The 26,575-nt window shown below is 58.2% G+C and carries 24 protein-coding genes and 2 pseudogenes; 13 read left to right on the top strand and 13 right to left on the bottom strand.

Going from position 1 to position 26,575, the window contains the following annotated elements; genetic code table 11:
• Positions 1–118: 118 nt before the first annotated feature.
• The 4 genes and pseudogenes from V6582_RS10340 (at position 119) to V6582_RS10360 (ending at position 2,774) form a co-directional block, all read left to right on the top strand.
• Positions 119–1,312, top strand: coding sequence for an MFS transporter (locus V6582_RS10340; protein ID WP_156631206.1), 1,194 nt, complete (start codon positions 119–121; stop codon positions 1,310–1,312).
• 37 nt (positions 1,313–1,349) lie between these two features.
• The gene (locus tag V6582_RS10345) at positions 1,350–1,523 is read left to right on the top strand and encodes a hypothetical protein (RefSeq protein ID WP_156631207.1); all 174 of its coding nucleotides are present in this window, start codon (positions 1,350–1,352) and stop codon (positions 1,521–1,523) included.
• Between the two features lie 24 nt (positions 1,524–1,547).
• Positions 1,548–1,688, top strand: a pseudogene (locus V6582_RS10350) (transposase); the annotation flags it as partial.
• Between the two features lie 528 nt (positions 1,689–2,216).
• On the top strand, positions 2,217–2,774 hold the full coding sequence (locus tag V6582_RS10360) for a DUF992 domain-containing protein (RefSeq protein ID WP_234889618.1): 558 nt from the start codon (positions 2,217–2,219) through the stop codon (positions 2,772–2,774).
• Between the two features lie 79 nt (positions 2,775–2,853).
• Here the strand turns inward: V6582_RS10360 and V6582_RS10365 are convergent, their stop codons facing one another.
• Complete coding sequence (locus tag V6582_RS10365; protein WP_156631209.1) at positions 2,854–3,855, bottom strand: aldo/keto reductase; 1,002 nt, start codon at positions 3,853–3,855, stop codon at positions 2,854–2,856.
• Between the two features lie 203 nt (positions 3,856–4,058).
• On the opposite strand from V6582_RS10365, the pseudogene V6582_RS10370 reads away from it, so the two are divergent.
• Positions 4,059–4,950, top strand: a pseudogene (locus V6582_RS10370) (LysR family transcriptional regulator).
• A gap of 49 nt (positions 4,951–4,999) precedes the next feature.
• On the opposite strand, the gene V6582_RS10375 reads toward V6582_RS10370, so the two are convergent.
• A complete protein-coding gene (locus tag V6582_RS10375) occupies positions 5,000–5,953 on the bottom strand; it encodes an aldo/keto reductase (RefSeq protein WP_156631211.1) in 954 nt (317 codons plus the stop codon).
• Between the two features lie 142 nt (positions 5,954–6,095).
• Here V6582_RS10375 and V6582_RS10380 point away from each other — a divergent pair, with 142 nt between their 5' ends.
• A complete protein-coding gene (locus tag V6582_RS10380) occupies positions 6,096–7,082 on the top strand; it encodes a Gfo/Idh/MocA family protein (protein ID WP_156631212.1) in 987 nt (328 codons plus the stop codon).
• Positions 7,083–7,101: 19 nt separating this feature from the next.
• Here the strand turns inward: V6582_RS10380 and V6582_RS10385 are convergent, their stop codons facing one another.
• Together V6582_RS10385 and V6582_RS10390 are read right to left on the bottom strand one after the other, a co-directional pair.
• Positions 7,102–7,476, bottom strand: a complete 375-nt coding sequence (locus V6582_RS10385) for a GtrA family protein (RefSeq protein ID WP_156631213.1) — start codon at positions 7,474–7,476, stop codon at positions 7,102–7,104.
• Positions 7,473–8,477, bottom strand: coding sequence for a glycosyltransferase (locus V6582_RS10390; protein ID WP_156631214.1), 1,005 nt, complete (start codon positions 8,475–8,477; stop codon positions 7,473–7,475). The genes V6582_RS10385 and V6582_RS10390 overlap by 4 nt, the downstream gene beginning before the upstream one ends.
• A gap of 160 nt (positions 8,478–8,637) precedes the next feature.
• On the opposite strand from V6582_RS10390, the gene V6582_RS10395 reads away from it, so the two are divergent.
• Positions 8,638–10,506, top strand: coding sequence for a hypothetical protein (locus V6582_RS10395; protein ID WP_156631215.1), 1,869 nt, complete (start codon positions 8,638–8,640; stop codon positions 10,504–10,506).
• Between the two features lie 30 nt (positions 10,507–10,536).
• Here the strand turns inward: V6582_RS10395 and V6582_RS10400 are convergent, their stop codons facing one another.
• Positions 10,537–10,764: a hypothetical protein gene (locus V6582_RS10400; protein ID WP_156631216.1), complete on the bottom strand. Its 228-nt coding sequence runs from the start codon at positions 10,762–10,764 to the stop codon at positions 10,537–10,539.
• 152 nt (positions 10,765–10,916) lie between these two features.
• Here V6582_RS10400 and xseA point away from each other — a divergent pair, with 152 nt between their 5' ends.
• The 4 genes from xseA (at position 10,917) to V6582_RS10420 (ending at position 14,149) form a co-directional block, all read left to right on the top strand.
• Positions 10,917–12,548, top strand: coding sequence for an exodeoxyribonuclease VII large subunit (xseA, locus tag V6582_RS10405; protein WP_156631217.1), 1,632 nt, complete (start codon positions 10,917–10,919; stop codon positions 12,546–12,548).
• A gap of 324 nt (positions 12,549–12,872) precedes the next feature.
• A complete protein-coding gene (locus V6582_RS10410) occupies positions 12,873–13,082 on the top strand; it encodes a cold-shock protein (protein ID WP_025427963.1) in 210 nt (69 codons plus the stop codon).
• A 428-nt stretch (positions 13,083–13,510) separates the two neighbouring features.
• On the top strand, positions 13,511–13,735 hold the full coding sequence (locus V6582_RS10415) for a hypothetical protein (protein ID WP_156631218.1): 225 nt from the start codon (positions 13,511–13,513) through the stop codon (positions 13,733–13,735).
• Positions 13,736–13,768: 33 nt separating this feature from the next.
• Positions 13,769–14,149, top strand: coding sequence for a DUF6481 family protein (locus V6582_RS10420; RefSeq protein ID WP_156631219.1), 381 nt, complete (start codon positions 13,769–13,771; stop codon positions 14,147–14,149).
• A 222-nt stretch (positions 14,150–14,371) separates the two neighbouring features.
• On the opposite strand, the gene V6582_RS10425 is transcribed toward V6582_RS10420, so the two are convergent.
• The 3 genes from V6582_RS10425 to V6582_RS10435 form a co-directional block, all read right to left on the bottom strand.
• Entirely contained in the window at positions 14,372–15,622 is a 1,251-nt protein-coding gene (locus tag V6582_RS10425) for an aminopeptidase (protein WP_156631220.1), read from the bottom strand.
• Between the two features lie 209 nt (positions 15,623–15,831).
• On the bottom strand, positions 15,832–16,305 hold the full coding sequence (ybaK, locus tag V6582_RS10430) for a Cys-tRNA(Pro) deacylase (RefSeq protein ID WP_156631221.1): 474 nt from the start codon (positions 16,303–16,305) through the stop codon (positions 15,832–15,834).
• A 48-nt stretch (positions 16,306–16,353) separates the two neighbouring features.
• On the bottom strand, positions 16,354–16,713 hold the full coding sequence (locus V6582_RS10435) for an ArsC family reductase (RefSeq protein ID WP_156631222.1): 360 nt from the start codon (positions 16,711–16,713) through the stop codon (positions 16,354–16,356).
• A gap of 348 nt (positions 16,714–17,061) precedes the next feature.
• Here V6582_RS10435 and V6582_RS10440 point away from each other — a divergent pair, with 348 nt between their 5' ends.
• Entirely contained in the window at positions 17,062–17,430 is a 369-nt protein-coding gene (locus V6582_RS10440; RefSeq protein WP_156631223.1) for a hypothetical protein, read from the top strand.
• Between the two features lie 52 nt (positions 17,431–17,482).
• Here V6582_RS10440 and V6582_RS10445 read toward each other — a convergent pair whose 3' ends face one another.
• Positions 17,483–18,886 carry a nicotinate phosphoribosyltransferase gene (locus tag V6582_RS10445; RefSeq protein WP_234889619.1) on the bottom strand — a complete coding sequence of 468 codons (1,404 nt, stop codon included), beginning with the start codon at positions 18,884–18,886 and terminating at the stop codon, positions 17,483–17,485.
• A 401-nt stretch (positions 18,887–19,287) separates the two neighbouring features.
• Between V6582_RS10445 and V6582_RS10450 the strand changes: the two genes are divergently transcribed.
• On the top strand, positions 19,288–21,411 hold the full coding sequence (locus V6582_RS10450) for a hypothetical protein (RefSeq protein WP_156631225.1): 2,124 nt from the start codon (positions 19,288–19,290) through the stop codon (positions 21,409–21,411).
• A 47-nt stretch (positions 21,412–21,458) separates the two neighbouring features.
• Here V6582_RS10450 and V6582_RS10455 read toward each other — a convergent pair whose 3' ends face one another.
• The 4 genes from V6582_RS10455 to V6582_RS10470 all read right to left on the bottom strand — a co-directional run bounded on the left by V6582_RS10455 (position 21,459) and on the right by V6582_RS10470 (position 26,474).
• Positions 21,459–22,406, bottom strand: a complete 948-nt coding sequence (locus V6582_RS10455) for an AEC family transporter (protein WP_156631226.1) — start codon at positions 22,404–22,406, stop codon at positions 21,459–21,461.
• Positions 22,407–22,517: 111 nt separating this feature from the next.
• Positions 22,518–23,012 (bottom strand): acyl-CoA thioesterase, encoded by a 495-nt coding sequence (locus V6582_RS10460; RefSeq protein ID WP_041696061.1) that lies wholly within the window; start codon positions 23,010–23,012, stop codon positions 22,518–22,520.
• Between the two features lie 163 nt (positions 23,013–23,175).
• Entirely contained in the window at positions 23,176–24,600 is a 1,425-nt protein-coding gene (locus tag V6582_RS10465; RefSeq protein WP_156631227.1) for a phosphomannomutase, read from the bottom strand.
• Positions 24,601–25,277: 677 nt separating this feature from the next.
• Positions 25,278–26,474, bottom strand: coding sequence for an IS701 family transposase (locus V6582_RS10470; RefSeq protein WP_156631228.1), 1,197 nt, complete (start codon positions 26,472–26,474; stop codon positions 25,278–25,280).
• Between the last annotated feature and the right edge of the window lie 101 nt (positions 26,475–26,575).

A 26,575-nucleotide genomic window follows, 5' to 3' on the forward strand; every position in this document is an offset into this window, starting at 1 on the left:
GTCGTGCTTTTTTTGCTCAAAGTGATGAGGCTTTGAGATGCCGCCTCCACATGGTTGGAATATCCGAGGACGCCACTGCAGCCGCAAGGTGCGTCCGTCTGCTCATCAGAGGTAGAAAATGACTTATTCCGCACCGCCTGCAGAACACCTTTTAACAGCGACCTTGAGCAGAAGCGTACTGTTCGTATTGTCTGCGTCCTCCGGACTTGCGGTCGCGAATAGCTATTATAACCAACCGATGCTCGGAGAACTGTCATCCGAATTCGGACTGACCGCAGCAACAGCCACAATGGTCCCCGTCCTTACACAGTTGGGAAACGCCAGCGGAGTTTTGTTTATCGCACCGCTGGGCGACCGCTTTGAGCGCAAACGCCTCATCCTTATAACAAACTCGGCGCTCGTCGCCGCCTTAATCGCCGCCGCCGTCTCCGCCTCATTTCTCTGGCTCATCGTGGCAAGCTTTTTCGTGGGTCTCTTTGCAACAGTTGCCCAACAATTGGTGCCGCTTTCCGTTCATATCGCTCCAGCAAATATGAAGGGGCAGGTGCTCGGAACTGTCACCGGGGGGATTCTTCTCGGAATCCTATTGTCGCGTACGTTAAGCGGCTTCGTTACGGACTGGTGGGATTGGCACCTCATGTTCTGGATTGCAGCCGTTCTCATGACATCCGTCGGCTTGGTTCTTGCCTGGAAGCTACCGCGTGTCGCACCGACTACCGACATTAGCTACTTCGACCTCATCGCGTCTTTGTGGTCGCTGGTGCGCAAACATAGCATTCTGCGCCGCGCGGTATGCATCCAAGCAGCGATTTTCGCAGCATTTCTGGCATTCTGGTCAAATCTGGCATTGCTCCTCGCCCAAGAACCTTACCACCTTGGAGCCTCTGCCGTTGGATTGATCGCTCTCGTCGGCGCTGGTGGTGCACTTGCAGCTCCCCTTGCCGGTCGCCTTGCCGACAAAAGAGGATCAGTAGTAGTCTCGGCTGGCGCAGCAATGGTGATTGCCGCCTTTGCAATATTTATCGCAATTCCTGGATCGATCATTGCGCTGGTCATCGGCGTCGTGGTGATGGACCTCGGCGTTCAGTCTTCCCAGGTGGCTAATCAGGCCAGGGTTTATGCGCTCGATTCCACAGCGCGAAGCCGCCTCAATACGATCTTCATGGCCACAATGTTGCTAGGCGGATCGCTCGGGGCTGGAGCTGGCGGCATTGCATTTTCCAAATTTGGCTGGATCGGAACCTGCTGCTTTGGCGCATTTGCGGCGACGACCGCTTTGCTCATCGCGGTGAGAAAACCGACCGCGAAATAACGAAGTTTAATCTACCAAACCAAGGAGGAAAAAAGCAATGAATACCTCTATCCCGTCACTGCTGGCTAAAGAGACGTTTGAAGCCATGCCGAAGACAGATCGCATTCAGGCCGTTTTAAGCATTGTCGATGAGGCCGAATATAAGGCGGTGACCACTAGATGGGGACAAGATCAAACTCATTGTCGATATTCTCTGATTCCGTGTTTTTAGGATTTCCCGGCATGGAGGCAGATGATGCGTGATCTTTTCTGGCTTTCAGATGAAGCGTGGAACGCCATTGAACCGCACCTACCCAAGAACCAGCCTGGGGCTCGGCGTGTCGATGACCGGCGCGTGATTTCGGGCAGTCTTCATGTTCTGAAGGTTGGCTGCCGATGATCGTGGCAGACCGGTCGCGTTCAGCCTGACGCCGGGCAACATTGCCGACATCAAGATGGCCATTCCGCTGCTGGGGCCACGCGGCCCTCAAAGCGGTTGCTGGCTGATAAGGCCTATGACGCCGACAGTCTGCGAGGATGGCTTGCCAGATATAAGATCAAGGCCGTGATCCCTTCGCCTGCTGCATGTAAAACACCATACCCTGTGGATCGAAAAGCCTATCGACGCAGAAACGTCATCGCATGCCTGTCCTGCCGCCTCAAAAACTGGAGAGGTATCGCAACCAGATACGACCGTCTCGCTATAAACTAGCTTGCCGCAATCGCTCTCGTTTCAACTGTTATTGCATGGATATGATTGAGTCCCCATCCTAGCAAATGTCGGTCTCAATCAAAAACCTGCGATGGCCTTGACGAACGCCAAACGGGAACAAAAATTTACCGTGAGACTTCTAACGGCAGCACGATCCTGCCTGAATTATACGATTAGGCTGGATCACGGCATTTATCCATGAAGGAGAAACTCATGTCATCGCTCGCTCAATCATCGCTCGCAAAGCTTTCTGCGGTGGCGCTTATCACCGCCCTCGCGGTTCCGCTGGGCGCCACGGGCGCCAAAGCCGCGGTGCAGGTTGGCATGCTCACCTGCGAAATGAGCCCCGGCATTAGTGCGGTCGTCGGCTCCAGCCGCGACTTGACCTGCGAATTCAAGCCGACCACATCGGCACCGGTCGAATATTACCAGGGCACGCTCAGCAAGATCGGCATCGATCTCGGTTATGTGCAGGGCGGTAAAATGGCATGGGCGGTCTATGCGCCGGGCCGGCTGGTGGAAGGCGCCTTGCAAGGCAGCTATGGCGGTACAAGCGCCAATGCCGCCGTTGGGTTTGGCGGCGCGGTTAACCTGCTGATGGGTGGCTTCCAAGGCTCGGTCGCCTTGCAGCCTATCGCGCTGGAAAGCACGCTTGGCGTCAATCTCGGTGCAACGTTTGCCTCGCTGAAGCTCGCCTATATGCCGCCATCCACGCCAAAGGCGCTGGATAATGGTCCGCCGCTGCGCCATGGCAAGCATTACAAGGGCTGATCCGGCCTTTTCATAATCTTCATCTCCCCGACAACAAACCCATGCCGGGGAGATGCTTTCATCAGGCGATCTGACTGAATTACTTATTGGCCATCGCCGCCATTTTTTCGGGATAGCGTCCGCCAGCCACCTTCTGCGGTGACAACAGATCTCCCAAGGCCGCGACATCTTGCTCGCTCAGGACGATATCGACGGCACCGATATTCTTTTCCAGATTGGCTATTTTCGTCGTTCCCGGAATCGGCACGATGAAATCACCTTGCGCCAGCACCCAGGCCAGGGCCAGTTGGGCGGCTGTCACACCCTTTGCCTTGGCCATGTCTTCAAGCGCCTTGATCAGCGCCAGATTGGCGTCGAAATTTTCCTGCTGGAAGCGTGGCAGGCCCCGGCGGAAGTCGGTGTCGGAGAGGCCATCGAGGTTTTTCAATGCACCGGTCAACGCGCCGCGTCCGAGCGGGCTGAAGGGTACGAAGCCGATACCCAGTTCACGGCAGGTATCCAGCACGCCGTTTTCCTCCGGGTCACGGGTCCAGAGGGAATATTCGCTCTGAATGGCGGCGATGGGATGGACGGCATGGGCGCGGCGCAAGGTCTCGGCGCTGGCTTCCGACAGGCCAAGAGCGCGCACTTTGCCCTGTTTCACCAGATCGGCCATTGCCCCGACCGTCTCTTCAATCGGCACATCGGGATCGACACGATGCTGGTAGAAAAGGTCGATGACATCAATGCCGAGCCGTTGCAGCGAGGCTTCGGCCACTGCTTTCACATGCGCAGGCCGGCTATCGAGCCCGACCATGGCATTCTGTGAGGATTGCGCCGGATCGATCTTGAAACCGAACTTGGTGGCAATCACCACCTGGTCGCGATAGGTCTTCAATCCCTTGCCGACCAGGATTTCATTTGTAAACGGCCCGTAGACTTCAGCCGTATCGAAGAATGTCACGCCAAGCTCGACGGCCCGCGCCAGGGTGGCAAGCGAAGCGCTTTCGTCGGTAGACGGACTATAGGCATGGCTCATCCCCATGCAGCCAAGGCCAATGGCGGAGACGGACAGGTCGGAGCCGAGTTGTCGGGTTTTCATGGTCTTCACCTTCTCAATCAGGAGCGATAGAGCATTTCCAGGAAAAGTGGAAACCGGTTTTGCCAACCGGAAATGCGCAAAACAAAGAGCTGGAGCGTTGCTGCGATTCTATGAATCGCAGCAACGCTCAGAGACAAAATACCGCCTTTGCCCCGAAAGATAATGGATGCAAATGCGCAGGCACTGTTCTAACAAATAGAACAATGAACAGGATTCAACTATCCCAACTGGCCGTGCTGGCAACGGTGGCCGAAACATCAAGCTTCAGGAAGGCGGCGGAAGAACTGGGCATTGCGCCTTCCGCTGTCAGCCATGCAGTGTCGGCGCTGGAAACAAGCCTTGGCGTTCGGCTGCTGGCACGCACCACCCGCAGCGTTGCTCCGACCGAGGAGGGACGGCAATTGCTGCAAAAGCTGGCGCCCGCTCTGGCCGAGATTGGTACGGCGCTTGAGTTGCTGGCGGAACACAAGCCCCATCCCGCCGGGCCGCTCAGGATCATCATGCCGCATCTGGCGGCAGAAGACCTGTTCGTGCCGAGGCTTGGCGACTTTCTACGATTGTATCCCGATATTCAGCTGGAACTGAGCACCAATGACGTATTCGAGGATATCGTCGAGAAAGGTTTCGATGCTGGATTGCGGCTGGGCGAGCATCTGGAGGCGGATATGGTGGCCGTCAGGGCCAGCGACCCGATCCGCGGCACCATCGTTGGATCGCCGCGTTATTTCGAACGATATCCCCTGCCCCGGCATCCCCACGACCTGATGGAGCACCGCTGTATTCGCCGCCGTTTTTCCAGCGGCAGACTCTATCGATGGGAGACTGGAAAAGGATGGCAGACCGGTGGTGGTCGATGTTCCCGGCATCCTCACCCTTGCCGATCAACGGCTGATCCGGTTGGCGGCACTCGGCGGGGCGGGGCTGGCCTTCGTCTTCGACCAGCGGGTGAAACAGGATGTTGCCGAGGGCAGGCTCATCCGCGTCCTCGAAGACTGGTGCCCGCCCTTCGACGGTTTCTATATCTATTACCCAACCCGCCGCCAGATGCGTCCGGCGCTGCGCGCTTTCGTAGACTTCTTCCGGCACCGGAGTTGAGCAGGGAAGGCTACAGAACCTTCCCCTTATTGATGCCCTGCATGCCTTGCTACGCTGATGCCGCCTCATTCAGGCTTTGCATCTGGGCTGAAGACAATTCAAGCGTCCCAGCCCTGACCATCGCTTCAAGCTGTGTCAGGCTGGTCGCCGAGGCGATGGGTGCGGTAATTCCAGGGCGGGCTGCCACCCAGGCAATGGCCACCGTAGCAGGCGTTGTGCCGGTCTCGGCGGCGACCGCGTCCAGGGCGTCGAGGATACGGTGGCCCTTGTCATTCAGATAGGTGGTGACGCGGTAGGAGCGCGCCTTGCCCTCGGCATCTTGCGCCTGGCGATATTTGCCGGTGAGAAAGCCTGCTGCCAGCGCGTAATAGCTGATCACGCCGATGTCTTCACGCATGCAAAGCTCCGCCAGCGACCCCTCAAATTTCTCGCGGGTATAGAGATTATATTCCGGCTGGATCACATCATAGCGCGGCAGGCCCGCCTTGGCCGCCGCATCGAAGGATGCCTGCAATTGGGCGGCATCGAAATTCGAGCAGCCGAAGGCGCGGATCTTGCCCTCATCCTTCAGCCTGGCATAAGCGCCCAGCGTTTCCTCATGCGGCGTATCGGCATCGAACGTATGGGAGAGATAGAGATCGATATAATCGGTCTGGAGCCGCCTCAGGGAGTTTTCGACTTCCTCGACAATCCATTTGGCGGAAAGATCCGGTTTACCCTGGCCCATATCCATGCCGACCTTGGTGACGATCACCGCCTTGTCGCGCGCGACATGTCCCTGTTTCAGCCATTTGCCAATCACGGTTTCAGATTCGCCGCCGGAATGACCGTCTATCCAGCGCGAATACACATCCGCCGTATCGATGGCATTGTAGCCGGCATCGAAAAACGCATCGAGCAGCGTGAACGAGGTTTGCTCGTCTGCCGTCCAGCCGAACACATTGCCGCCGAACACGACGGGGGCGATCGCCAGACCGGAGCGGCCGAGATTTCGTTTCTGCATGACAGGTCTCCATGAAAGTCCGAAATGGAAAATTCGACAGGAAAGTAACGCTTACTGCGCCGATGACAACCAAGCCCTGTTCACAATCCGGGCACAGGCGTTATGTGTCGTCTACCGAAATACGATTTGCGGAGGAAAAGTCATGCTGCGGTTTGGAATTTTATCGACGGCGAAAATTGGCCGTGAACTGGTCGTTCCCGCCATTCAGGATGCGGAAGGGGCCGTGGTCAGCGCCATTGCCAGCCGTGACCTTGCCAAGGCCCGGGCGATGGCAGACCGCTTTTCCGTACCGCATGCCTTCGGGTCCTATGAAGACATGCTGGCTTCCGACCTGATCGATGCTGTCTATATTCCCCTGCCGACCGCCCAGCATGTGGAATGGACGATCAAGGCCGCCGATGCGGGCAAGCATGTGCTGTGCGAAAAGCCGATTGCCCTGAAGGCGGAGGACATCGACAGCCTGATCGCCGCGCGCGACCGTAACAAGGTGCTGATTTCGGAAGCCTTCATGGTCACCTATGCGCCTGTCTGGCACAAGGTCCGTGCCCTTCTGGCCGATGGCGCCATCGGCAAGTTGCGGCATGTGCAAGGGTCTTTCACTTACTTCAACCGCGACCCCGGCAATATGCGCAATATCCCGGAACTCGGCGGCGGCGCGCTTCCGGATATCGGCGTCTATCCGACCATTACCACTCGCTTCGTGACAGGCCTTGAGCCGGTGCGGGTACAGGCGGTGACGGAACGCGATGCTGAATTCGGCACCGACATCTATTCCAGCGTCAAAGCCGATTTCGGCAGTTTCGAAATGAGTTTTTACATCGCCACCCAGATGGCGGCCCGCCAGACCATGGTGTTTCATGGCGATGAAGGGTTTATCGAGGTGAAATCACCGTTCAATGCCGACCGCTGGGGGGCGGAAGAGCTGGAACTGACCAACCGCAACCACAGCGAATCGCAAATCTTCCGCTTTCCCGACAGCCGCCAATACCGTCTGGAGGCTGAGGCCTTTGCCAAGGCAGCCCGGGGTGAAGAGAGCAACGTCGTGACGCTGGAAAACTCCCGCGCCAACCAGCGCTTTATCGATGCGATCTACAGGGCCAGCGAAAAGGACGGTTGGGAACCGGTGTGACAAAACCGATCTCAGTGCTTCAACGGCGAAATACAAACCGCGAATAGCCGAAAAAGCTGAAAGCCATCGCGGCAAGCGATGCGAAAACCAGCGCCGCGAAAGGATTGAGTGCCGGGATGGCGACCAACAACCCGGCATAAAGACCGTAATTGACCAGCGCCGAAACCACCCCGACCGAGCCATAGCGAAAGCCCTCGACGGCGAGGCTTCGCCGGGACGCGCCGAAGGTGAAGGCGCGGTTAAGCCGCCAGGTGACGAACAGGGCCGCCAGGATGGCAAGGGCGCGGGCCAGCAAGGGGCCGAGAGCGCTGTAAGACAGAAGCAGCCATAAAAGCCCGGCATCCACGGCAAATCCCGCGCTGCCGACCAGAGCAAAACGGACCAGCTTCTTCATGCAGCATCCGCAGCCGACCGAGCCGGATCGATGGCAGGATCAGCCGCTGACAAGGCCGGGTTTTCAGGAGCGATAAAGGCGGGCAAGGCGATATAGGAAAGCCGCAAATGCTCGGCCCGCGCCCGCGACAGCGAATCCAGGATCAGTCCCGCGGTAAACAATAGCTGGCTCATCAACAGCAGCGCTACAGATAGAACCCAGGTCGGCAGCCGCGAGACGAGGCCTGTGGTGAAATATTCGCCCAGAACCGGTGCCATGAAACCGAGGCTTATCGCCAGGACCAGCCCGGCCAGCGCCGAGAACGTCGCGAATGGCCGCGTCTCCTTGGACAACATGGCGAACATCCAGAGGATTTTTGCACCGTCGCGTAAGGTCGATAGCTTGGAATGGGAGCCTTCGGGCCGGCGTCCGTAGTCAAGTTCCAGTTCCACCACCGGCAATTTCAGCCGCGAGGCATGGACGGACATTTCCGTCTCAATTTCAAAGCCTCCCGACACTGCCGGAAAGGTTTTGACATAGCGGCGCGAGAAGGCGCGGTAGCCGGAGAAAATATCGGTAAAGCCCGGCCCGAACAGAAAGCGATAGAGCCTGTTGAACAGGCGATTGCCAAGCGCATGCCCCTGGCGTCCGGCGTCATTGTGGACATTGCGGCGCGTGGCGACCACCATGTCGGCGCGCTCTTCCATCAGCAGATGGATCAAGGCCGTTGCGTCCTGCGGCGCATAGGTGCCATCGCCATCGGCCATCAGATAGATATCGGCATCGATATCGGCAAACATCCGGCGCACCACATGGCCCTTGCCCTGCCGTCGTTCCTGCAACACCTCGGCGCCCGCTAGCATGGCGGCCAGCGCCGTACCATCGGTGGAATTGTTGTCATAGACATAGACCCGCGCCTGCGGCAGGGCGGTACGGAAACCGCGCACCACAGAGGCAATGGTGCCAGCCTCGTTATAGCAGGGAATAAGGACCGCCACGTCCGATGCTGGTGTTTGGCCCATGAACTTACTCGATACACATGTTCGGGCAACCGAAACGCGGCTCCTTGAGATTTTACTATTTCTTGAGAAGGTTAAGGCTAGGTTTCGGACAAGCCGAACAATCGAAGAATCTTGGTCGCATCTCCCCGAAACGGGAGGCCCCGAACAACCGGAAATACCGATGACGTCCAGTTCTTCTCTTCCTTTCTCTTCCCTTGTGACAGGGCATACCCCCCCGCCGCGCCTCCTACCGGTCATGCTGGGCTATTGCCTGTTGGTCATCGTCGCCATCTGTGCAACGACGCTGCCCTTTGCCAAGGATTATGTCGGCGCTGACAATGACGATGCCATGCGGCTGGTCGAAGTCCGGGATTATCTTGCCGGTCAGGGCTGGTTCGACATGATGCAATACCGGCTGGGCCTGGCGCCCGGCACGCTGATGCATTGGTCGCGGTTGATTGACTGGCCGATTGCCGCATTGATCCGGCTGGCGGGTATCTGGCTGGCGCCGCACACAGCCGAAGCCGTTGCCCTCGCCATTTGGCCGCTGCTCTGGACCGTGCCGGTCATGCTGTCGCTCGGTGCTGCCGGATGGGCGCTGGGCGGCAGAGTGGCGATGCATCTGGCGCTTTGCCTGAGCGCTCTTTATCTTCTGACATCCAACCGTTTCCTGCCCGGCTCAATCGATCATCACAATGTCCAGATTGCCCTGATCGCATTCCTGACCGCCGTGCTTTCCACCGCCGCGCCAGGGGCTCAGACTAGGCCCCAGAATGGAACGCGCTCATCGACATGGTTTGCGCTGGCCGGTGCGGCGGCGGCTCTGGCGCTGGCCATCGGCGCGGAAACCACACCGCTGATTGCCACGGCCTGCGCTATCGTCGCCCTGCTCTGGGCCTGGCATGGCAAAGCGATGCGGGCCTGCGCCATGGCCTATTCTCTCAGTCTGGCGCTGTCGGTTACGTTGCTGTTTGTGGCAACCGTGCCATCGCAATCCTATCGCACGGTCACCTGCGATAATCTCTCATTCGGCTTTTACGCCCTGACGGCCATTGGCGGCGGATTGCTGTTTTCCGCTGCCGCCTTTGCCAGCCGGTTTCCTGCCGGTGTTCGGCTGTTCCTGCTGCTGGTGATCGGCGCAAGCGTCGGTTTCTCCGCTCTGATTGTCGCGCCCCAATGCCTCGGCAACCCGCTCGCCAATCTCGATCCGATGCTGGTGACGCTGTGGCTGAACAATGTCGGCGAAGCTCGTTCATTCATTGCCATGGCGCAACAGGAGCCGGGAACTCTCGGCGGCTTTTACGCTGTCGGCCTGTTCGGGCTGCTGGTCTGCCTTACCCAGGTCTGGCGAAAAAACCAGGTGGAGGCGCATCTGGCGCTGGCGCTCTTGCTAGCGGTCAGCGTCGGTGTCGCGCTGATCCAGGTGCGCGGCGCAATGTTTTCCAACCTGATCCCGATCCTGCCGCTCGCGCTGCTGATTGCCGATCTGCGCGAGCGTGCAATGCTGCGACCAGCCCGCATTCTCTCAAGCCTTGCCTATATCGCCAGCATTCTTCTGTCGGTTCCTTCCGTGTGGGCGGTCGCAGGCACCCTTGCCGTGGAAGGAACGGCACGACTAAAACTACAGACTCGCTCCGGCCCAGCATCCCAGAATGCCAGCCGCGATTGCTCATCTGAAAATGCTCTTGTCCAATTGGCGAGTTTAGCGCCGACGACGGTTGCCGCACCCTCAGAAAGCGGCACGTCCATCCTGCGCTTTACCCCACACCGGATATTGACCGCGCCCTATCATCGCAACCAGGCAGGCATGTTGACGGAACTGCATATCGGCCTCTCGACCCCGCCGGACGCCCGCTCTTTCCTGATGGGTGCCCATGTCGGCATTCTCGCCTTCTGCCCGTCCGATTCGCAAACCCGCCAGTTAATCGCCTTGAAGCCCGACGGGCTTTATGCGGATCTGAACCGCAACAGAGTGCCCGATTATCTTCAGCCGCTTGCAGCCGACAGCCAGTCCGGTCTGCGGATCTTTTTGGTCAAGCCGCAGCCGTGAACGGATAGAGTTTACAAACGAATAGTGAGGTCAGGCGATCTTGCGCTGTGACAGGGCGAGCGAGACCATCAGGCAATCGATCAGCCCGACATTATAGGCAATCAGGGCCGTCAGCAGATCCATCGCCGTCATCGCAGGTGAAAGAGCCAGCATGACCAGCCCCACGGTCAAAAGCACCAGCGAAACCGCAACAATTGCCAGGATGCTTCTGGTCGTTGCGGTGGCGATGCCAATTGCCATGGCGATGAGAAAGGTCATGGATGCGATCCCGTATGACAGACAAATCGTGATATCAGGCATATTGCCACCCGAGAGTTAACGATTGGCCCATGAAAACGGCCCGAACAAAGCCTGTTTACTTCTTTCCAAAAACAGATGCGTTTTTTTGCAAGCTTGGATAAAACACTGTCATGGCCTCTTTCTTTGACGACGACCAGCCCAGCAATCTGACCGAATTTTCCGTCTCGGAGCTTTCCGGATCGATCAAGCGCACCATCGAAACCGCCTTCGATCAGGTGCGGGTGCGCGGCGAAATTTCCGGTTTTCGAGGCCAGCATTCCTCCGGGCATGCCTATTTTTCGCTCAAGGACGACAAGGCGCGGATCGACGCGGTGGTCTGGAAGGGATCGTTTTCCAAGCTGAAATACCGGCCAGAAGAAGGCATGGAAGTGATCGCCACGGGCCGCATCACCACCTTTCCCGGCTCATCCAAATACCAGATCGTCATCGAGCAGATGGAGCCGGCCGGTGCTGGCGCCCTGATGGCGCTGATCGAGGAGCGCAAGCGCCGGTTTACAGCGGAAGGCCTGTTCGATCCGGCTGCAAAGCAATTGCTGCCTTTCATGCCAAAGGTGATCGGTGTCGTCACCTCGCCCACCGGCGCCGTCATCCGCGACATTCTTCACCGGATTTCCGACCGCTTTCCGGTGCATGTGCTGGTCTGGCCCGTCAAGGTGCAGGGCGAGGGCTCCGGCGACGAAGTTGCCAATGCTATCAACGGCTTCAATGCCTTTCAGCCTGATGGTGCCATCCCGAGGCCGGATGTGCTGATCGTCGCGCGCGGTGGCGGCAGCCTGGAAGACCTGTGGAGCTTCAACGACGAAGCCGTGGTGCGGGCGGCGGCGGCCAGCGCCATTCCGCTGATTTCGGCGGTCGGCCATGAAACGGACTGGACACTGATCGATTATGCCGCCGATGTCAGGGCGCCGACACCGACAGGGGCGGCTGAAATGGCGGTGCCGGTCAAGGCGGATCTGGAAGCGCAACTGGCCGGGCTTGCCGCCCGATTGGCAGGCGCCGTCAACCGCCAGATGGATCATCGCCGCCAGAACCTGCGGGCACTGGCCCGCGCCCTGCCCTCTCTCGATCAGTTGCTGGCGTTGCCGCGCCGTCGTTTCGATGAGGCCGCCAGCGGTCTTGGCCGTAGTCTGGAACTCAATACCATGACCAAGCGGCAAAGCTTCGAGCGGGCCGCCGCCAAATTGTCACCGGATATGCTGGTGCGCCGCCTGGTGGAACGCCGCCAGCGGGTCAACGAACGCACCGCCCTTGCCGACCGAATTATCGAGCGGCTGATCGAGCGGCAAAAAGCCCATCTCGGACGGATCGATGCAACATTGACGGCAGTTCCAGCCCGGCTGAAGGCGCAAACGGGACGCTCGAGAGACCGGCTGGACAGCTTTTCGCGCCGGGCCGACAGCGCTGTTATCAATGATCTGCGCCGCGCCCGCTCTACGGTCTCGGCCCATGACCGGATGCTGCAATCGCTGTCCTACAAGAATGTCCTGATGCGCGGCTATGCCGTGATCCGTGGAGAGGATGACCGGCCCCTCTCGCGTGCGGCGGGTCTTGAGGATGGGCGCGCCATCGCCATCGAATTTGCCGATGGCCGGGTTTCCGCCGTGACCGGTGATGGCGATAAGGCGTCACCTTCGCCGCAAGCCACTGCTACCACGACAACCTCAGCCCCGGCAAAACCGAATCCCTTGCCCAAATCGCCGAAAAAATCGGAGCCACCCGCCGGACAGGGTAGTCTTTTCTAACCAAAAGGGCGCAAACAGCATCGTGACGAGCGACAGAATGGACGTTTGAACGCGACGTCGCGCGGACAGGGATTACGGTGCGGATACAAGGCTTTGGACCCCTTGAACATGGCCCCGAATAAGGGCGGATCATAATAAATTCAAAGCTTTGGTTGACATGCTTACCTTTAGGGGGTATCTATTGGTCATCGATATTTGCTTGCTGAGCTTTGGTTACCGCGCAATTAGCACCGCGCCCTGAACGAACCTTCCTTTCAAAAATCGCTATCCTCATCCACGGCGTTTTGCGCTGTGGTCACTCAATATGCTATGAAAGGGTTCATCATGACCACTGGCACAGTTAAATGGTTTAATTCCACTAAGGGCTTCGGCTTCATTCAGCCTGACAACGGCGGCCCGGATGCATTCGTGCATATCTCTGCTGTTGAACGCGCTGGTATGCGTGAAATCGTCGAAGGCCAGAAGATTGCCTACGACATGGAACGCGACAACAAGTCCGGCAAGATGTCGGCATGCAATCTCCAGGCTGCTTAATATAGGGTTCTGCTTTCCTTTGACCACGGATGTACTGGCATTGTTGAGAGCATGATCCAACCAAGGTCAGGCAGTTTGCCTGGCCTTTTTTATTGCCTGCCGCGCCGTCGCAGACCGCGCTCACACGATTTCCTGTTGCATAACGTCTTGCGCCCGGCTCGGGTCACACATGAAATATGCAGCAGATGCAATGCGAAGAGACCGTGAAGATGGCAATTCCTGCCTTTTTGCAAACATCTCAAGTCCTTGCTGTCTTTGAGATATCTGCATGTCTTCAGGGCGAGGATGTGAACCGCATCTTTGAGCCTTCGTAATAAAGTGTCACAGCGGCCTCACGTACATCTGGATGTACACGGCGCTGAATGTCGTAGCGTTTTTTGCGCGCCATGCCCGGCACGCGGCGCTGCCACCCAGAAAGGCGCGACCTCATGACAGAAAACTATAGTAAATCACGTCAGCAGGCGGAAATCGCTTTCGATAAGGAGCAGTCGCAGTTCTTCGCGCGCGGTCGTGCCGTGGAAGAACAGGATTCGCTCGTGCTTGCCCGTGAAGAAAAAACCCTTAGGCTGCGTGAAGCGCGGCTTGCCAAGGAATTGCAGGACCAGCAGATGGCTGACGCCGCGACTGCTGCCAAAACGACCCGAAAAGCCTGATTTGCAGGCCCTATCTACAACTGGAACATCTCTTTGAAAAATAGCCGGAAAAATGAAGTCGTCGACCGCCGTACCACCGCTGCCGACGCAAAGGCCGCTCTCCTTCAGGCCTATAAGGCCGCACAGGAAGCGTCGGAACCAACCCGTCTCGCCCGCCAGGCAGAGCGCCAGGCGATAGCCGAGGCCAGAGAAGCGCGGCGCGCCGAGCGCGAACAGACAAAATTGCAGGAACAGGAACGGCTTGCAGCCGAAACGGCTGCACGGGAAGCGGCGATTGCCGCTGAGGCAACGGCTGAAGCCGATGCCCGCGACGCCGCTGAAAAAGCCAGAATTTCCCGTTTGCTTGAAGATGAAGCCACCCGCAAGGCGCAACGCGATCAGCGTTATGCCAACCGTAAGGCCAGACAGGGCTGATACGCTTTGTTGTATAATTCTTTAAACCGGAATCGGTTTGAAGAATTTTGCAATAAATTCAAAATTTTACAGCGAATTTTGCGCACCATATATATGGTGCGCGTCGCTCATAGATTCTTGTTTCCGCATCGAAGTGATCCGAAAACCGTTCTCACGTTTCGGTCCGATGCTCTATTTGGATGAAACCGGCCTGCGTTTATTAAACGCAGGCCGAATGCATTTTCAGGCCCATTCGCCCTTGCGCATCACGGGCACCGTTGTGCCGTCCGCTTTCACCCCGTCAATATCGACCTTGTCGGAACCGATCATCCAGTCGATATGAATCAACGACGAATTGCCGCCCTGGGCTTTGATCTGCTCCGGCGTCAGCGATGCTCCGTCCAGGAAGCATTTGGAATAGCACTGGCCAAGCGCGATATGGCACGAGGCGTTTTCGTCAAACAGCGTGTTGTAAAACAGGATGCCGGACGCCGAAATCGGCGATGAATGCGGCACCAACGCCACTTCTCCGAGACGCCGCGCCCCTTCGTCGGTGTCCAAGACCTTATTGAGCACTTCCTCGCCGCGCGATGCCTTGGCCTCGACGATCCGGCCCGTTTCAAACCGCACCTGGATATTGTCGATCAGCGTGCCCTGATGCGACAACGGCTTGGTAGAGGAGACCACACCCTCCACTTTCAGCGCGTGCGGGGTGGTGAACACCTCTTCTGTCGGAATATTCGGATTGCAGGTAATGCCATTCTTGGCCGTGGAGGCGCCTCCGTGCCATTCGTGACCATCTGCCAGGCCAACCCGCAGATCCGTGCCGGGGCCGGTGAAATGCAGACTGGAGAACCGCTCGCCATTCAACCAGGCCGACCGTTTGGCCAACTCACCATTATGGGCCATCCAGGCAGCGACCGGATCGGGCTGATCGACCCGGGACGCGGCAAAAATCGCATCCGCCAGCTTTTTCACCGCCTCATCCAAGGGCAGATCCGGAAACACCTGTGCTGCCCAGGACGGGTTGGGATAGGACGAGATATTCCAGTTGATGTCGAAATTGGAAATCGGCTCCAAGGCAGGCTTAAAGGCAATTGAATTGGCCTTGTTGGCCCGCGCCACCTTGGCCGGGTCCTGGCTGGCGAGCAGCATGGGATTGTCGCCGGAAATCGCCAACCGCGCAGCACCCCCCGCATAGGCCTTGGCCATGCCCTCGTAAAGCCAACCGGAAGCTCGATCGAAACTGGCATCCGAGCCATGGGCATAGCGGGCCAGCGTCGTCTCTTCATCCGAATAGAAAGTCGTCACCAGACCGGCACCGGCCATATAGGCATGGTGGGTGATGTTGCGCACCAGCGGCAGCGCGTTCAGCGGCGCGGTGATCACCAGATCCTGGCCCGGCACCAGCCGCAGGCCGACCTTGACGGCCACTTCGGCCAGTTTGTCGAGCTTTACCGGATCGATGGAATTTGAGACATCAGGCAGGGTCATAGATTTTTTCCTGGTTTTCGAAACGAAAGCGCCTGCGCTTTTCAATCGCGCAGAGGCCGCAGGTCTTCTGGCTGCGTCATCCAGCCCCACCGGCACTGGATCGGCAGTGAGCTGAAGACCCACATGATCACGAGACAGAGATAGGCCATTTCCTACAGAATTGAAGGCGAAAAACACCGCTAGAAAAACTAACGTCAGCCAATCAACCTTCAGGCAATAACAGGCGCGGCAATGGCATTCAGCGCGGCCTGCGCCGCCTTCGGCTCCAACCGGACCTGCAAGCCACGCTGGCCACCGTTGAGATAGACATGCGGCTCAGTCAGCGCCGACAGTTCGATCACGGTCGGCACCAGTTTTTTCTGACCGAAAGGGCTGATGCCGCCGACGACAAAGCCGGTGAGCTTTTCGGCAGCGGCAGGCTTCATCATCGCAGCATGTTTACCGCCGATGGCGGCGGCCAGTTTCTTCATGCTGACCTCCTGGTCGGAGGGCAGGACGACGCAGACCGGCTTGCCATCCACCTCCGCCATCAGCGTTTTCAACACCCGGCGTGGCTCCTCGCCAATCGCTTCCGCTGCTTGCAGGCCGATACGCTCAGCGTTCGGATCGTAATCGTAGTGATGCACGGTAAAGGCAAGACCAGCCTTTTCCATTGCCAGCGTGGCGCGGGTGGATTTCGACATTGTTTGCCTCTTTACAGCGATGTGCACCCTGGACCATAGGATCGAAAGTTAAGCACCGGCCTTCGCGAAAACAGCCTGATATTGCTCCGGCTTGAAGCCCACCGTCAGCGCCCCGTCCTTGTCCAGCACCGGGCGCTTGATCATTGAAGGTTGGGCCAGCATCAGCTCCAGCGCCTTTTCCTCGCTCATGTCGGCCTTGGCTTCATCGGGAATTTTCTTGAACGTCGTACCCGCCCGGTTCAGCAACACCTCCCAGCCAAGCTTGGCACTCCAGGCCTGGAGGCTGGCGCGGTCGATGCCCTTGGCCTTGTAGTCGTGAAAAGCATAATCGATACCCGCCGTCTCCAGCCAGGTCCGCGCCTTTTTCATCGTGTCGCAATTCTTGATGCCATAAAGCGTGATCGTCATGGGAACCACCTCTTCCTTGTTGGCTCCATGCCTATCAAAAACGGGCGCTGTTGCAAGCGTGGCCGCCCCTGGTTTTTCGCAGCCCATGGGGGGAGATTTCGACGAGGCATTGAGACCATCAAGGTAAAATATATCTTTCCGGCAATGTCGGTTTCATCAGTATTTCCTTAAAGATTTCGGCCTAGCTTTTGCCCTGGCAGCAAAACGGACGAAAGCTCGAGCCGGTTGCCAAAGATCGATGGGACAGGCCGGGCGCAACGATGTGTGCGCATCCAAGCCATTGCCCGTTCAAGCTGAAGCCGTAGCGACCATGGATGAAGCCATGTGCGCCTGACCTGTGTGACCATGATGGATACTGCATCAATTGCGAGAGACGGTGTTTTGCTTTCCTCCGCGCCTTCCGCCCAGGCCTATCCTGTGGAACGGACTGTGCGGCTCGGAGCGGCACATGACGACAGCCAGCAGATCGGGTTTCTGTTCTCCACCCCTCAACGCCAGCTGCCGAGGGAGGAAATTCCGCCACTTTCTGAGGAAATGATCGAGGAAATTGCCGAGATCAAGGCAGACGACGTCAAGGAAGAAGAGCGACTGCCGGCCAATTGGCTCGATGCCATGTCCTCAAGCGAGGAGGACGGGACACCGGCCATCGAGCGTCCTTCGGGTTTCCTTGCCGACGACAATGGTCTCTATCGTATGTTCCTGCCCGACACCGTTTGAAGCAGAAACGCCAAAGACACTTCAGAATTGATCACCGATTCACACCAGCGCATCACATATCCATGCGATGCGGCATCCGGGCTTTTGCTTTGATTTCGTCAAAGCTCCACTCTTTCAGCAAACGGCCATTTTCCCAAACCGGCTGCAAATGATTGGTGCGACGGCCTAGATCCTCCAAAGCAATGGAAGCAAACTCGTCTCCCTCCACGATGACGGCGCGACGCCCAGGTTCCGGCAGGCGTTCCTGCATCGTGACCGGACGGCGGGAAATGGGACGCCAGCGCTCCTGCCCGTCCATGATGGCACTGCATTTCATCGTGAAGGAATAGGTGGAGCGGCTGACCTTCTGCAATTGCGATGCGCCGATGCCGAAGGAGATATTTTCCGCCGAAAAGCCCATGGCTTCCAGCCGACCGAGGATCATGGTGATATCGCGCAGCGACACGCCATCCGCCTGCAAGACCCGCACCTTGTCATCCAGAACCTTGTAGCCCTTGGCATTCAACCGCGTGCCGAACTGGTAGGCGAGCTGGGCCACCGTCTGGACCGGAACATCGATCGGGTCACCGCTATCGGGCCGCACGATCAGCCTGCCAGGCTTGGAGCGCACTTTCTGTTGCAGGGTCTTGCCCCAGATTTCGGACACTGCATTGTGAATGTCATAGCTGTCCGAAACCACCGAATAGGCCGGATAATCGCCGAACCGGTCGATCATATTGGCGAAGGACTGCACTTCCTGGTCCTGGCCCCAGGCAATCATGGTCGTATGTTCCGAAGCCGGAATCGAAAGGCCAGCCATGGCAGCACCATAATAGCGGCGGGCGTAGAGCACGGCTTCCAGCGTATCGGTGTGGTCGAAATGCAGCAGGTTGGCCACACCGCCCAGTCCGGCCTGTTCGAGGCTGGCTGCACCGCGCGCGCCATATTCGAACAGCCGCGAGCCGATAACGTCCGCCGGGTCATCACAGCTTTTATCGAGGAAGGGCTTCAAAGTCTGCTTCACATGGCGAAGCGAGCTGGCGACCGTGGACGGATACCACACCGCTCGCAACAGCGCCGTTTCAATATAGGAGGGCAACCAGAAGCAGGCCGGATCGGTATTGACCACCTGCACCATCGGCACGCCGCGATGCAGGAAGCTTCCCTCTGGCAACGCCTCTATGCGCAAAGGCAGAAATCCGCCATGGACGGAAAGAATATAGTGCCAGCCCGCCTGGTCGAAAGGCTGGCCATGCAGGGCGGCCAGCTCCTGCGCTTCATCAATATCGGCCTGGGTAATGGGCTGAGACAGATATTCCTTCAAGAACATCTGCAAGCCGAAAAACACCACTTCCGGTCGCAGGGACGCACCACGCGTGGTGATATAGCCGCTCACCGCCCGGGTTCCGGGAGGATATTGCAGGAAATGCCCCAGCTTGTAGCTATCGGTGTTCAGGATCAGATTGATACGGCTCATCAGGCTCACCGGCATGTTGCAATCGGGCAGGGTTATGGTGTGGTGTATGCTACTTCATAATTCCCGAAACCGGAATCGATTTACGGAGAAAATTAACCAGTAGATAGAAAGGATTACGGCGAAACACTCTCTCCGAGACGAGCAAATCAGAGCTTTAACATATTGTTAACCATGTACAGCCATTCTATCCTGATAAGGTGATTCGCAACTGCCTTGCACGGCGTCCGATGCAATCCCGCGTAGCTGGGGTGCAACGGGTTTCAGGTCCGATGCATCAGGCTCTGGCCGGGGCAGCCGATATCAAAGCCGCATGAGCGGCTTTCCAGCACACTCTGCCCTTAAACTCCGGATTGCACGGCCCGGCCCTGGTGGCCAGGATCTTTTGCAAAAAGGGATATGCTATGTTGCCTCCCGTTCAAGCATTATCGCGCACTGCGCCAAATTTTCACGACAGCGCCACCGAGGCCGCCCTGTCCGAAACGGCCATGGGCGGCTTGACGAGCGATAGCATGATCCGGGTGGACCGGGAGGGCGGTTCGGCGATTGCCGGACGCATCAACAACCTCTTGCTCAACAGCCGGGAAAGCGTGCAGACGGATCTGGCGGAAATCGCCGATCTGGTCGGCCAGTCAATCGGGCTGAAGCGTGATCCCGGCGAAACCGACGCAGCCTTTGCCCAGCGCTTCGCGACAGCCCTTGCCAATCTGGACGACGGCCAAAGAGCACGGCTGCAAACACAGCTGACCCAAGCCCTGAAAGGATTGCAGATCGAGGTCCTGTTGCGGGTTCTACAAAATACCGATGGCCCGGAAGCAGCCTTGCTATCCGCCTATATGGAAATCAAACGCAACAACAGCGGTGACCTGAAGGCTTTGAACGTGGTGTCGTCCTATAGCCAAAATGGCGCCAGCCCATCCAGCCCTCTACCGCCTCAATCCGCCGGGGCGCCGCCAGCATCGGGCCAGACAGCGGCACCGCAAACGGTAAATCCGGCAACAGCGCAACCCGTGCCATCTGCCGGGTCAAGCGAGCGACCTTCAGGCCCGGCTGCGGGACAACCCGTAACCACGGCACTCGCAGCGCAAGGCGCGGCGGCCTCTACCGCGCAACCGCAAGCCGAGCAGGCGGCAGTCGTTGCTCAAACCGCACCAATTGCGCCGCAACCGGAAGACGTCGCCACGAACCGCACGTCATCCACACCCGTGCTTGATGTTTCGCAGGTGGAGGAAACTCCGGCCCCTCGCAGCCTTTCGGCGCAAGCGCCCGCAAACCCTGAAGTGGCAGGGCGCCAGACGCCTTTGCAAGCTATCCGCCCTGAAGCGCTTTCTGCCGCAATGGCGCTGGTGACAAACGAAACGGCAACGACAGGCGCAGCACCAGCTACGGACAACAGGTCAATTGCCGGCAATATGGTAGAATCCGAAACGGTTATGACCCGCATGGATGACCTGCCGGAGGAAACAAGCACGGGACTTGCGGCCAAAGCTGCCACGGAGGCAGGCTTGAAAGCGTCAGCTTTCGACCGCAATGGCCAGACTGGAACCTCTGGAATGACCGGAACGCCCGTAGCCGTAGCGATGGGAAATAACGCAGCACCGCCCCTTGCCACAAGCCTTGCTCAGACCGGGCGGGAGGCCCAGATGGACGGCCTGGCGACACAAGCCACCAACCGAGCCTATGGAGCTTTCACCACGCCGGCTCCCTTGCAGGATAATCACCGGGACCCCATCCCGCGCCGCAGCACCGACGGTGATGGCATTGATACAATGGTCGCCACCGTGCTGTCTTTGAAGGGCTGGATGGATGTAACCGGAGCATCACTCCAAGCCCCGGCGATGCCGGAAGAGGATGCCGACACGGATTTGCGCCAAATGTTTTTCCAGACGGAAGATATGCAGGAGAATGAACAGAACGATCTGCACCCTGCGATCAATGCCGATGCCCGCGCCAACCAGGCTGCATTGCTGGAGACAAACCACAGGCGTTTAAGCCAGATGCAGGCAAATGCATCGGCAAACCAGACACCAGCCGGCGAAGCGCAGGCGGAGTTGGTTTCCGTACGGCAAGAAGAAATTACCCGTGAACAGGCGGTTCTATCGCTCGCCGGGGCACAGGCCATAGTGCATGCAACGGTTTTGCAGGTGCCGCCCTTCGTGCCGTTTCCGGTGGTAAGCTATCTGGCGGTTCAGGATGAACCCGGTCGCGGCAAGACTGAGAGTGTGGATGCCGTCGAGGCTCTGGACGATGACGACGCGCATCAGGACAACAACGGCCAGCATCGGCGTGACGGCTCTTCCGAGGATGAGGAATCAGCGGAAGAAGACGGCGGCAGCGCAGCAGAAACCTTATCCGAAAGCCAGCCTTATGCCCTGAGCGACGATGTCACGCTTGAAACAGCCGGGTACACCGACGTTCTGGAGCTTGAACCGGAGGATTATACTGCCCCGACTTTGGCGCTAGCAGCGCCGCAGGAAGACGCCCTACCCGCAGAAGCGCTTTACTGGCGGATCGCCGATCTGGCCTGAGCTTTTTATAGCGCTCCAATTCTGGCTTTATACGCAAAGCCTTCGTATCATGCGCCGAGCAGCCACGCCCAGAACGTGACGGAAAACACGCCAAGCGCAGTCGTAATGGTGATGGTGGAGGCGGCCAGGGCATGGCCGACCCCAAAACGATTGGCGATCAGCCAGGCATTGACGCCCGTCGGCACGGAAGACGTCAGCACCAACGCCATAGTCCATTCATGCGGCAAATGCAGAACGTGGCAGGCCATCCACACGGATGCGGGCATCAGGACCAATTTCAGGGCCGAGGTAACGCTGGCAATACCAACATTGCCGGTGACACGATATTTGGTAAGCGCCATGCCCAGCGAAATCAGCGCCGCCGGACCGGCCATGGCGGAGATCTGACTGAGCACGGTCTCAATCGTCGCGGGGATCGGCAGGCCGATCACATGCACCATAAGTCCGATGGCAAGGCCAATCACCAGTGGATTGGTGACAAGATTGCGCCCGACCTGGCGCAGGACGGCGAGCATTCCCCGCAATTGCATCCCGCTTTCCCGGCGCTCGGCATGTTCCATCAAGACTGTGCCGATCACCATCATCAAAGGCAGATGCACGGCCAGCAGAATGGAGAGGGCAACGATACCGTCATTGCCAAGCATGCGACTAACCAGAGGCAGGCCGATGAAAACATTATTGGCAAAGGCTGAGGATACCCCGGCCAGCACGCCGATTCGCTGGTCGCGGCCGAAAACCCGCGTCGCCACGAGATGGCCGATGGTCCAGGTGACACCCACTCCGGCAAAATAGGCAATCCACAACCGAAAAGGCGATGCGCCCTGAAAGTCAGCCTGGGTAATCGTATGCAGCAGCAGAACCGGCACCGCGACCTTGAAAACAAATTCGCTTAAGGCGTCGCCGATATCCACGTTCAGGAACCGGCTGCGCACCAGCGCCCAGCCGGAAAAGATCAGCAGGAAAATCGGCAGAACATTCAAGGTGATTTCGGTCATGTCATCGATCTGTTCCGGCGGGGAGCCTCTATGGGGCCGCAGAGAGCCGCAGGTCGTGACGCAAAAAGGCGCCGGTGAGGGTTAAACGATCAAATCCCAAAGCATGATGTTTTAGTCCTGACCGGACAACTTGACCTGCTTGAAACGATGCTCGAATTCCTGACGCAGGGCGCGACGCTCACGGGCCGCCTTTTCCCGCCGGATTTTCGCCGGCGTTTCGGGACAGAAGGACGGAACGGCGGTCGGCTTGCCCTCGGCATCCACGGCAACCATGGTGAAATAACAGGAATTGGTATGGCGGCGTTCACCGGTGCGGATTTCCTCCGCCTCGACCCGAATGCCGATTTCCATTGATGTGCGCCCGGCATAATTGACCGAGGCGCGGAACGTCACGAGTTCACCGACATGGATCGGCTGACGGAACACTACCTGATCCACCGACAGCGTCACCGCATATTGCTGGGAAAAGCGTGAGGCGCAGGAATAGGCGACCCGGTCGAGAATGTTCAGCAGCGCGCCGCCATGCACCTTGCCGGAAAAATTCGCCATATCCGGCGTCATCAATACCACCATTTCAAGTTCGCTGGGGTCGTGGCCACGGTCCATCGGTCATCCTTTTGCAATAAAATTATCCTGAAAATGATGTACCCGCAGCAGGCACGCGGCGGAAGCGAAAAGCGCATGACAATCCCTTGCGTTCCAAGGACAGCAAGCCGCCGGGAAGCGTATCACCTTGTTTATCCGCTTGATTGACAGGCCTCTGGGTTTGTCAATCTGGCCATTTTGCCAGCAAGGCAAGACCTTGGGCCAGCAGGCTGGCCGCCGATGCCTGATCGCTTGCCTCGACATAGCAGCGCATTTCCGGGGCGTTGCCGGAAGGGCGGAAATGGATGACCCTGTTATCATCGAGCGTCACACGCAAACCATCGATATCGCTGGTTTCACGCACACCCCCTATAGGCGCCAGGAAACTACGCAGGTTTTCGTCCGAGCCGCGCAGAAATGCCATTAGCGCACTGCTTTTGTCCAAGGCGTAGTGTTCCAGACGGTCGGAAAGGGCAATCGGCAGGCGATAATCTGACACCACGGCGGAGAGTGTCTGTCCGGTGCTCGCCGCTGCATAGAGCGCTGCCAGGATAGGCATAACACAATCGCGGGTCGGCAGAGCGGCAAGCCTGCCATCATGAACGGTGAAATCGGAGGCAAGCATCACGCCGCCATTCGCCTCAAAGCCGATCACGCCAGTCTCACCCGCCGAGAGCGCCGCATTCATCGCTGCAATCACGTAAGGAGAGCCGACGCGGGTGCGTAAGACCGAAAACCCGCTTGCCGCCTCAATGCCCGAATTGGAGGTAACAGGTGTGGCAATCACCTTGGCGCCGAGCAGAGTTGCAGTGATCAGGCCCAGCAGATCGCCGCGCAAGGGCGCGCCCTTTTCATCGGCCACCAATGGACGGTCGGCATCGCCATCGGTGGAGACGATGGCATCCAGGCCATGTTCGCTTGACCAGGCGGAAAGTTTGCCGATTGTTTCAGGCGATACCGCCTCGGTATCAACAGGGACGAAGATCTCCGAGCGCCCCAGCGGCAGGACGGATGCGCCATAGCCCTCAAGAAGGGTCACCAGCATGTCACGCGCCACGCTGCTATGCTGATAGACGCCGATTTTCATGCCCTCAAAGGCGGCAGGGGGCAGGACAGCCATATTGCGTTTTAGAAACAGGTCTACGGCAATCGCGTATCGGTCTTCGCCTACGGCATGTTCAACGCGGTTAGCGGCCTCATCAGCCGCCAACTCAGCGGCAAGCGCTGTGATCGCCTCTTCGTCAGCCTTGTCGATTTCCCCATCCGGCCGATAGAATTTGATGCCGTTGCGGTCGGCTGGAATGTGAGAGCCAGTAACCATCAGCGAGGCCGCACCGATCTTGCTGCCATAAAAGGCCAGCGCTGGGGTGGGAATGGCTCCACAATCGACCGGCACCAGCCCTTCCCGTTGCAGTGCGCCCATACAGGTGGCAGCGATTTCCGGGCTGGACGGGCGAAAATCCTGGCCAATCAGCACGGTCGCGCCCGGTTTGGCATAGCCCTTGGCAAGCAGCATTCTGGCAAATGCCGTCGCATGCAGAGCCGAAACGCCGCCGACCAGCTCCAAAGAGAGACCACGCAGTCCGCTGGTGCCGAATTTTACCGCCATAGGGGTCAAGCCTCGCTGTCATCAGGTGATCGCCCACATCCTGCGCGGTCATCGCGCGAGGTGCTTCGATCAACACTGTGTAAACCAATTCAAAGCAGACGAAAGCATCGTTTATGCATCGAACCGGATAAAACGGGGAACCGGATAAGACGGGATTGAAGAGCGAAGAGGCAGGAGCCAGAACGCAAAAGAGCCCGACGCGGGAGGAGGATGCGTCGGGCTCTTGAACTTGATCGGCAATTGGGAGGAGGAGTATCGCCGATCCCTTCAAAGCGACACTGGGAGGAGGAGTGCGTCGCTTCGATGGTTTAAATATAGAGGATTTCCCGAGAATGAATATCGTTAATACCGCATTGCAGCAATGTATTCAGCGCATAGCGAAAGCGTGAAAACCCCGGCATTTTACGAAATCTATCAAGAAAAGGAGGCCTTTCACCCTCCATCGCCGATCATCCGCTGGCGAATGAGTAGAATTTGCGCACTTCCAATCGAGACGATTGCATAGCCACCGGATCAAGCGCGGGCAGAGCTGGAGGATTGTCCACGAGGCCTAGCACTACTTTGGCAGAATTGAATTTTTGCTTTGAAAGTGCTGTTGACAGTGCGGACATCGGATCTGTGCTGTCGGTATAGCAAGCGCATTGATCACGGCTCGACGGACGGCTGGCAAGGTCGGTTCAGGCGGCCCACGGCGAACTCGTCGCTTCTTTTTTTTCCCGCTTTGCAGTTTGCAATCTCTGGTGCTGGAGAAAAGCATAAGCGATCATCGTCATCAGAGCGTGCCGATGTAGGCCTTGCCACGATCGGCCCTCGAAGTGATCGAGACCGAGCTCCTCTTTCATCTGCTGATGCGCCTGTTCGCAGACCCATCTCGCCTTGATCGCGGCCGCCAGCACTTTCAATGTCGCATCGACCGGCAAGTTGGACAGGTAGTATTTGCGCTCGTCGTTTGATCGCCATTCGCCAACTAGCCAGGCCGCTTCGCCCGGCATGTGCTGCTGTCCCTTGTCATAGATGCGCAATGCTGCAAACCGTGCGGTCAGGCGACCTTTTGTGCCGCGGCGCCAACTGACCTTCTTCCAGCTTGCAGATGCCAACATCGTTTCGGCGGCAACCGAAAGGGTGTCGGGGATCGAATGCTTGCGAGGACGGCCATGACCGGAGACGGGAAAGATCAATCCGACATCATCGGGATAAACCTTCTGATGCTTGGGGATACCGACCGCCCAGGTGAGGCCACGTTCACTTAAGCCCTTTCGGAACGCAGCCGACAGGCCGTAACCTGCGTCAGCCAGCACTGTGCCAAACCGGACACCGGTCACGATCAACCGATCGATCTCGGCAAGAGCAATCTCCGGCTTCGTGCGAGAGGTCCGCATGTCGTCTGGGACCCCAGCCTTCGCCATGCGCTCCTGATCACCGATCCAGCTATCCGGCAGGAACAGACGCAGGCCAACCGGGACCGGCACCTCGTCTCGCGCAAGCGTCACCGACACCAGCGTCTGGCAATTTGCTCTCTTGCCCAGCATCGAGGCGTATTGCGGCGCGACTCCGACCGAATGATCACCCTTCTTCGGCAGGCCGATGTCATCAATCACCAGAAACGCATCGGATGCGCCAACGATCCTGTCCGCCTGCAGCGCGAGCTCGGCCTCAAGAGGAACAGCATCCCAAAGGCCATCGGAAATGAAATGGTGGAGGCGGTCATATTGGCCTGGAGCGAACCGTTCCGCCATCGGCTCAATACTTTTGCGGTCTCCGGGGCCGATAAGCCCCGACACATAAAGTGGACACATCTGTCGCCGTTTCTTGTGTCCAAGCTTCTCCAGAAACGGCTGCAAAAATCCTGAAAGCTCCGTATCCCAATCCACCATATCGCCCCCCAAAAGTGAGAGCGCAAATCATCTCAAACCAAGCTTGCCCGAATCTACCAAAGTAGTGCTAACGGCGCAATGGCCTGAGAGACAAAGCCCCC

The organism is Agrobacterium vitis (assembly GCF_037039395.1).
Lineage (GTDB): Bacteria > Pseudomonadota > Alphaproteobacteria > Rhizobiales > Rhizobiaceae > Allorhizobium > Allorhizobium vitis_E.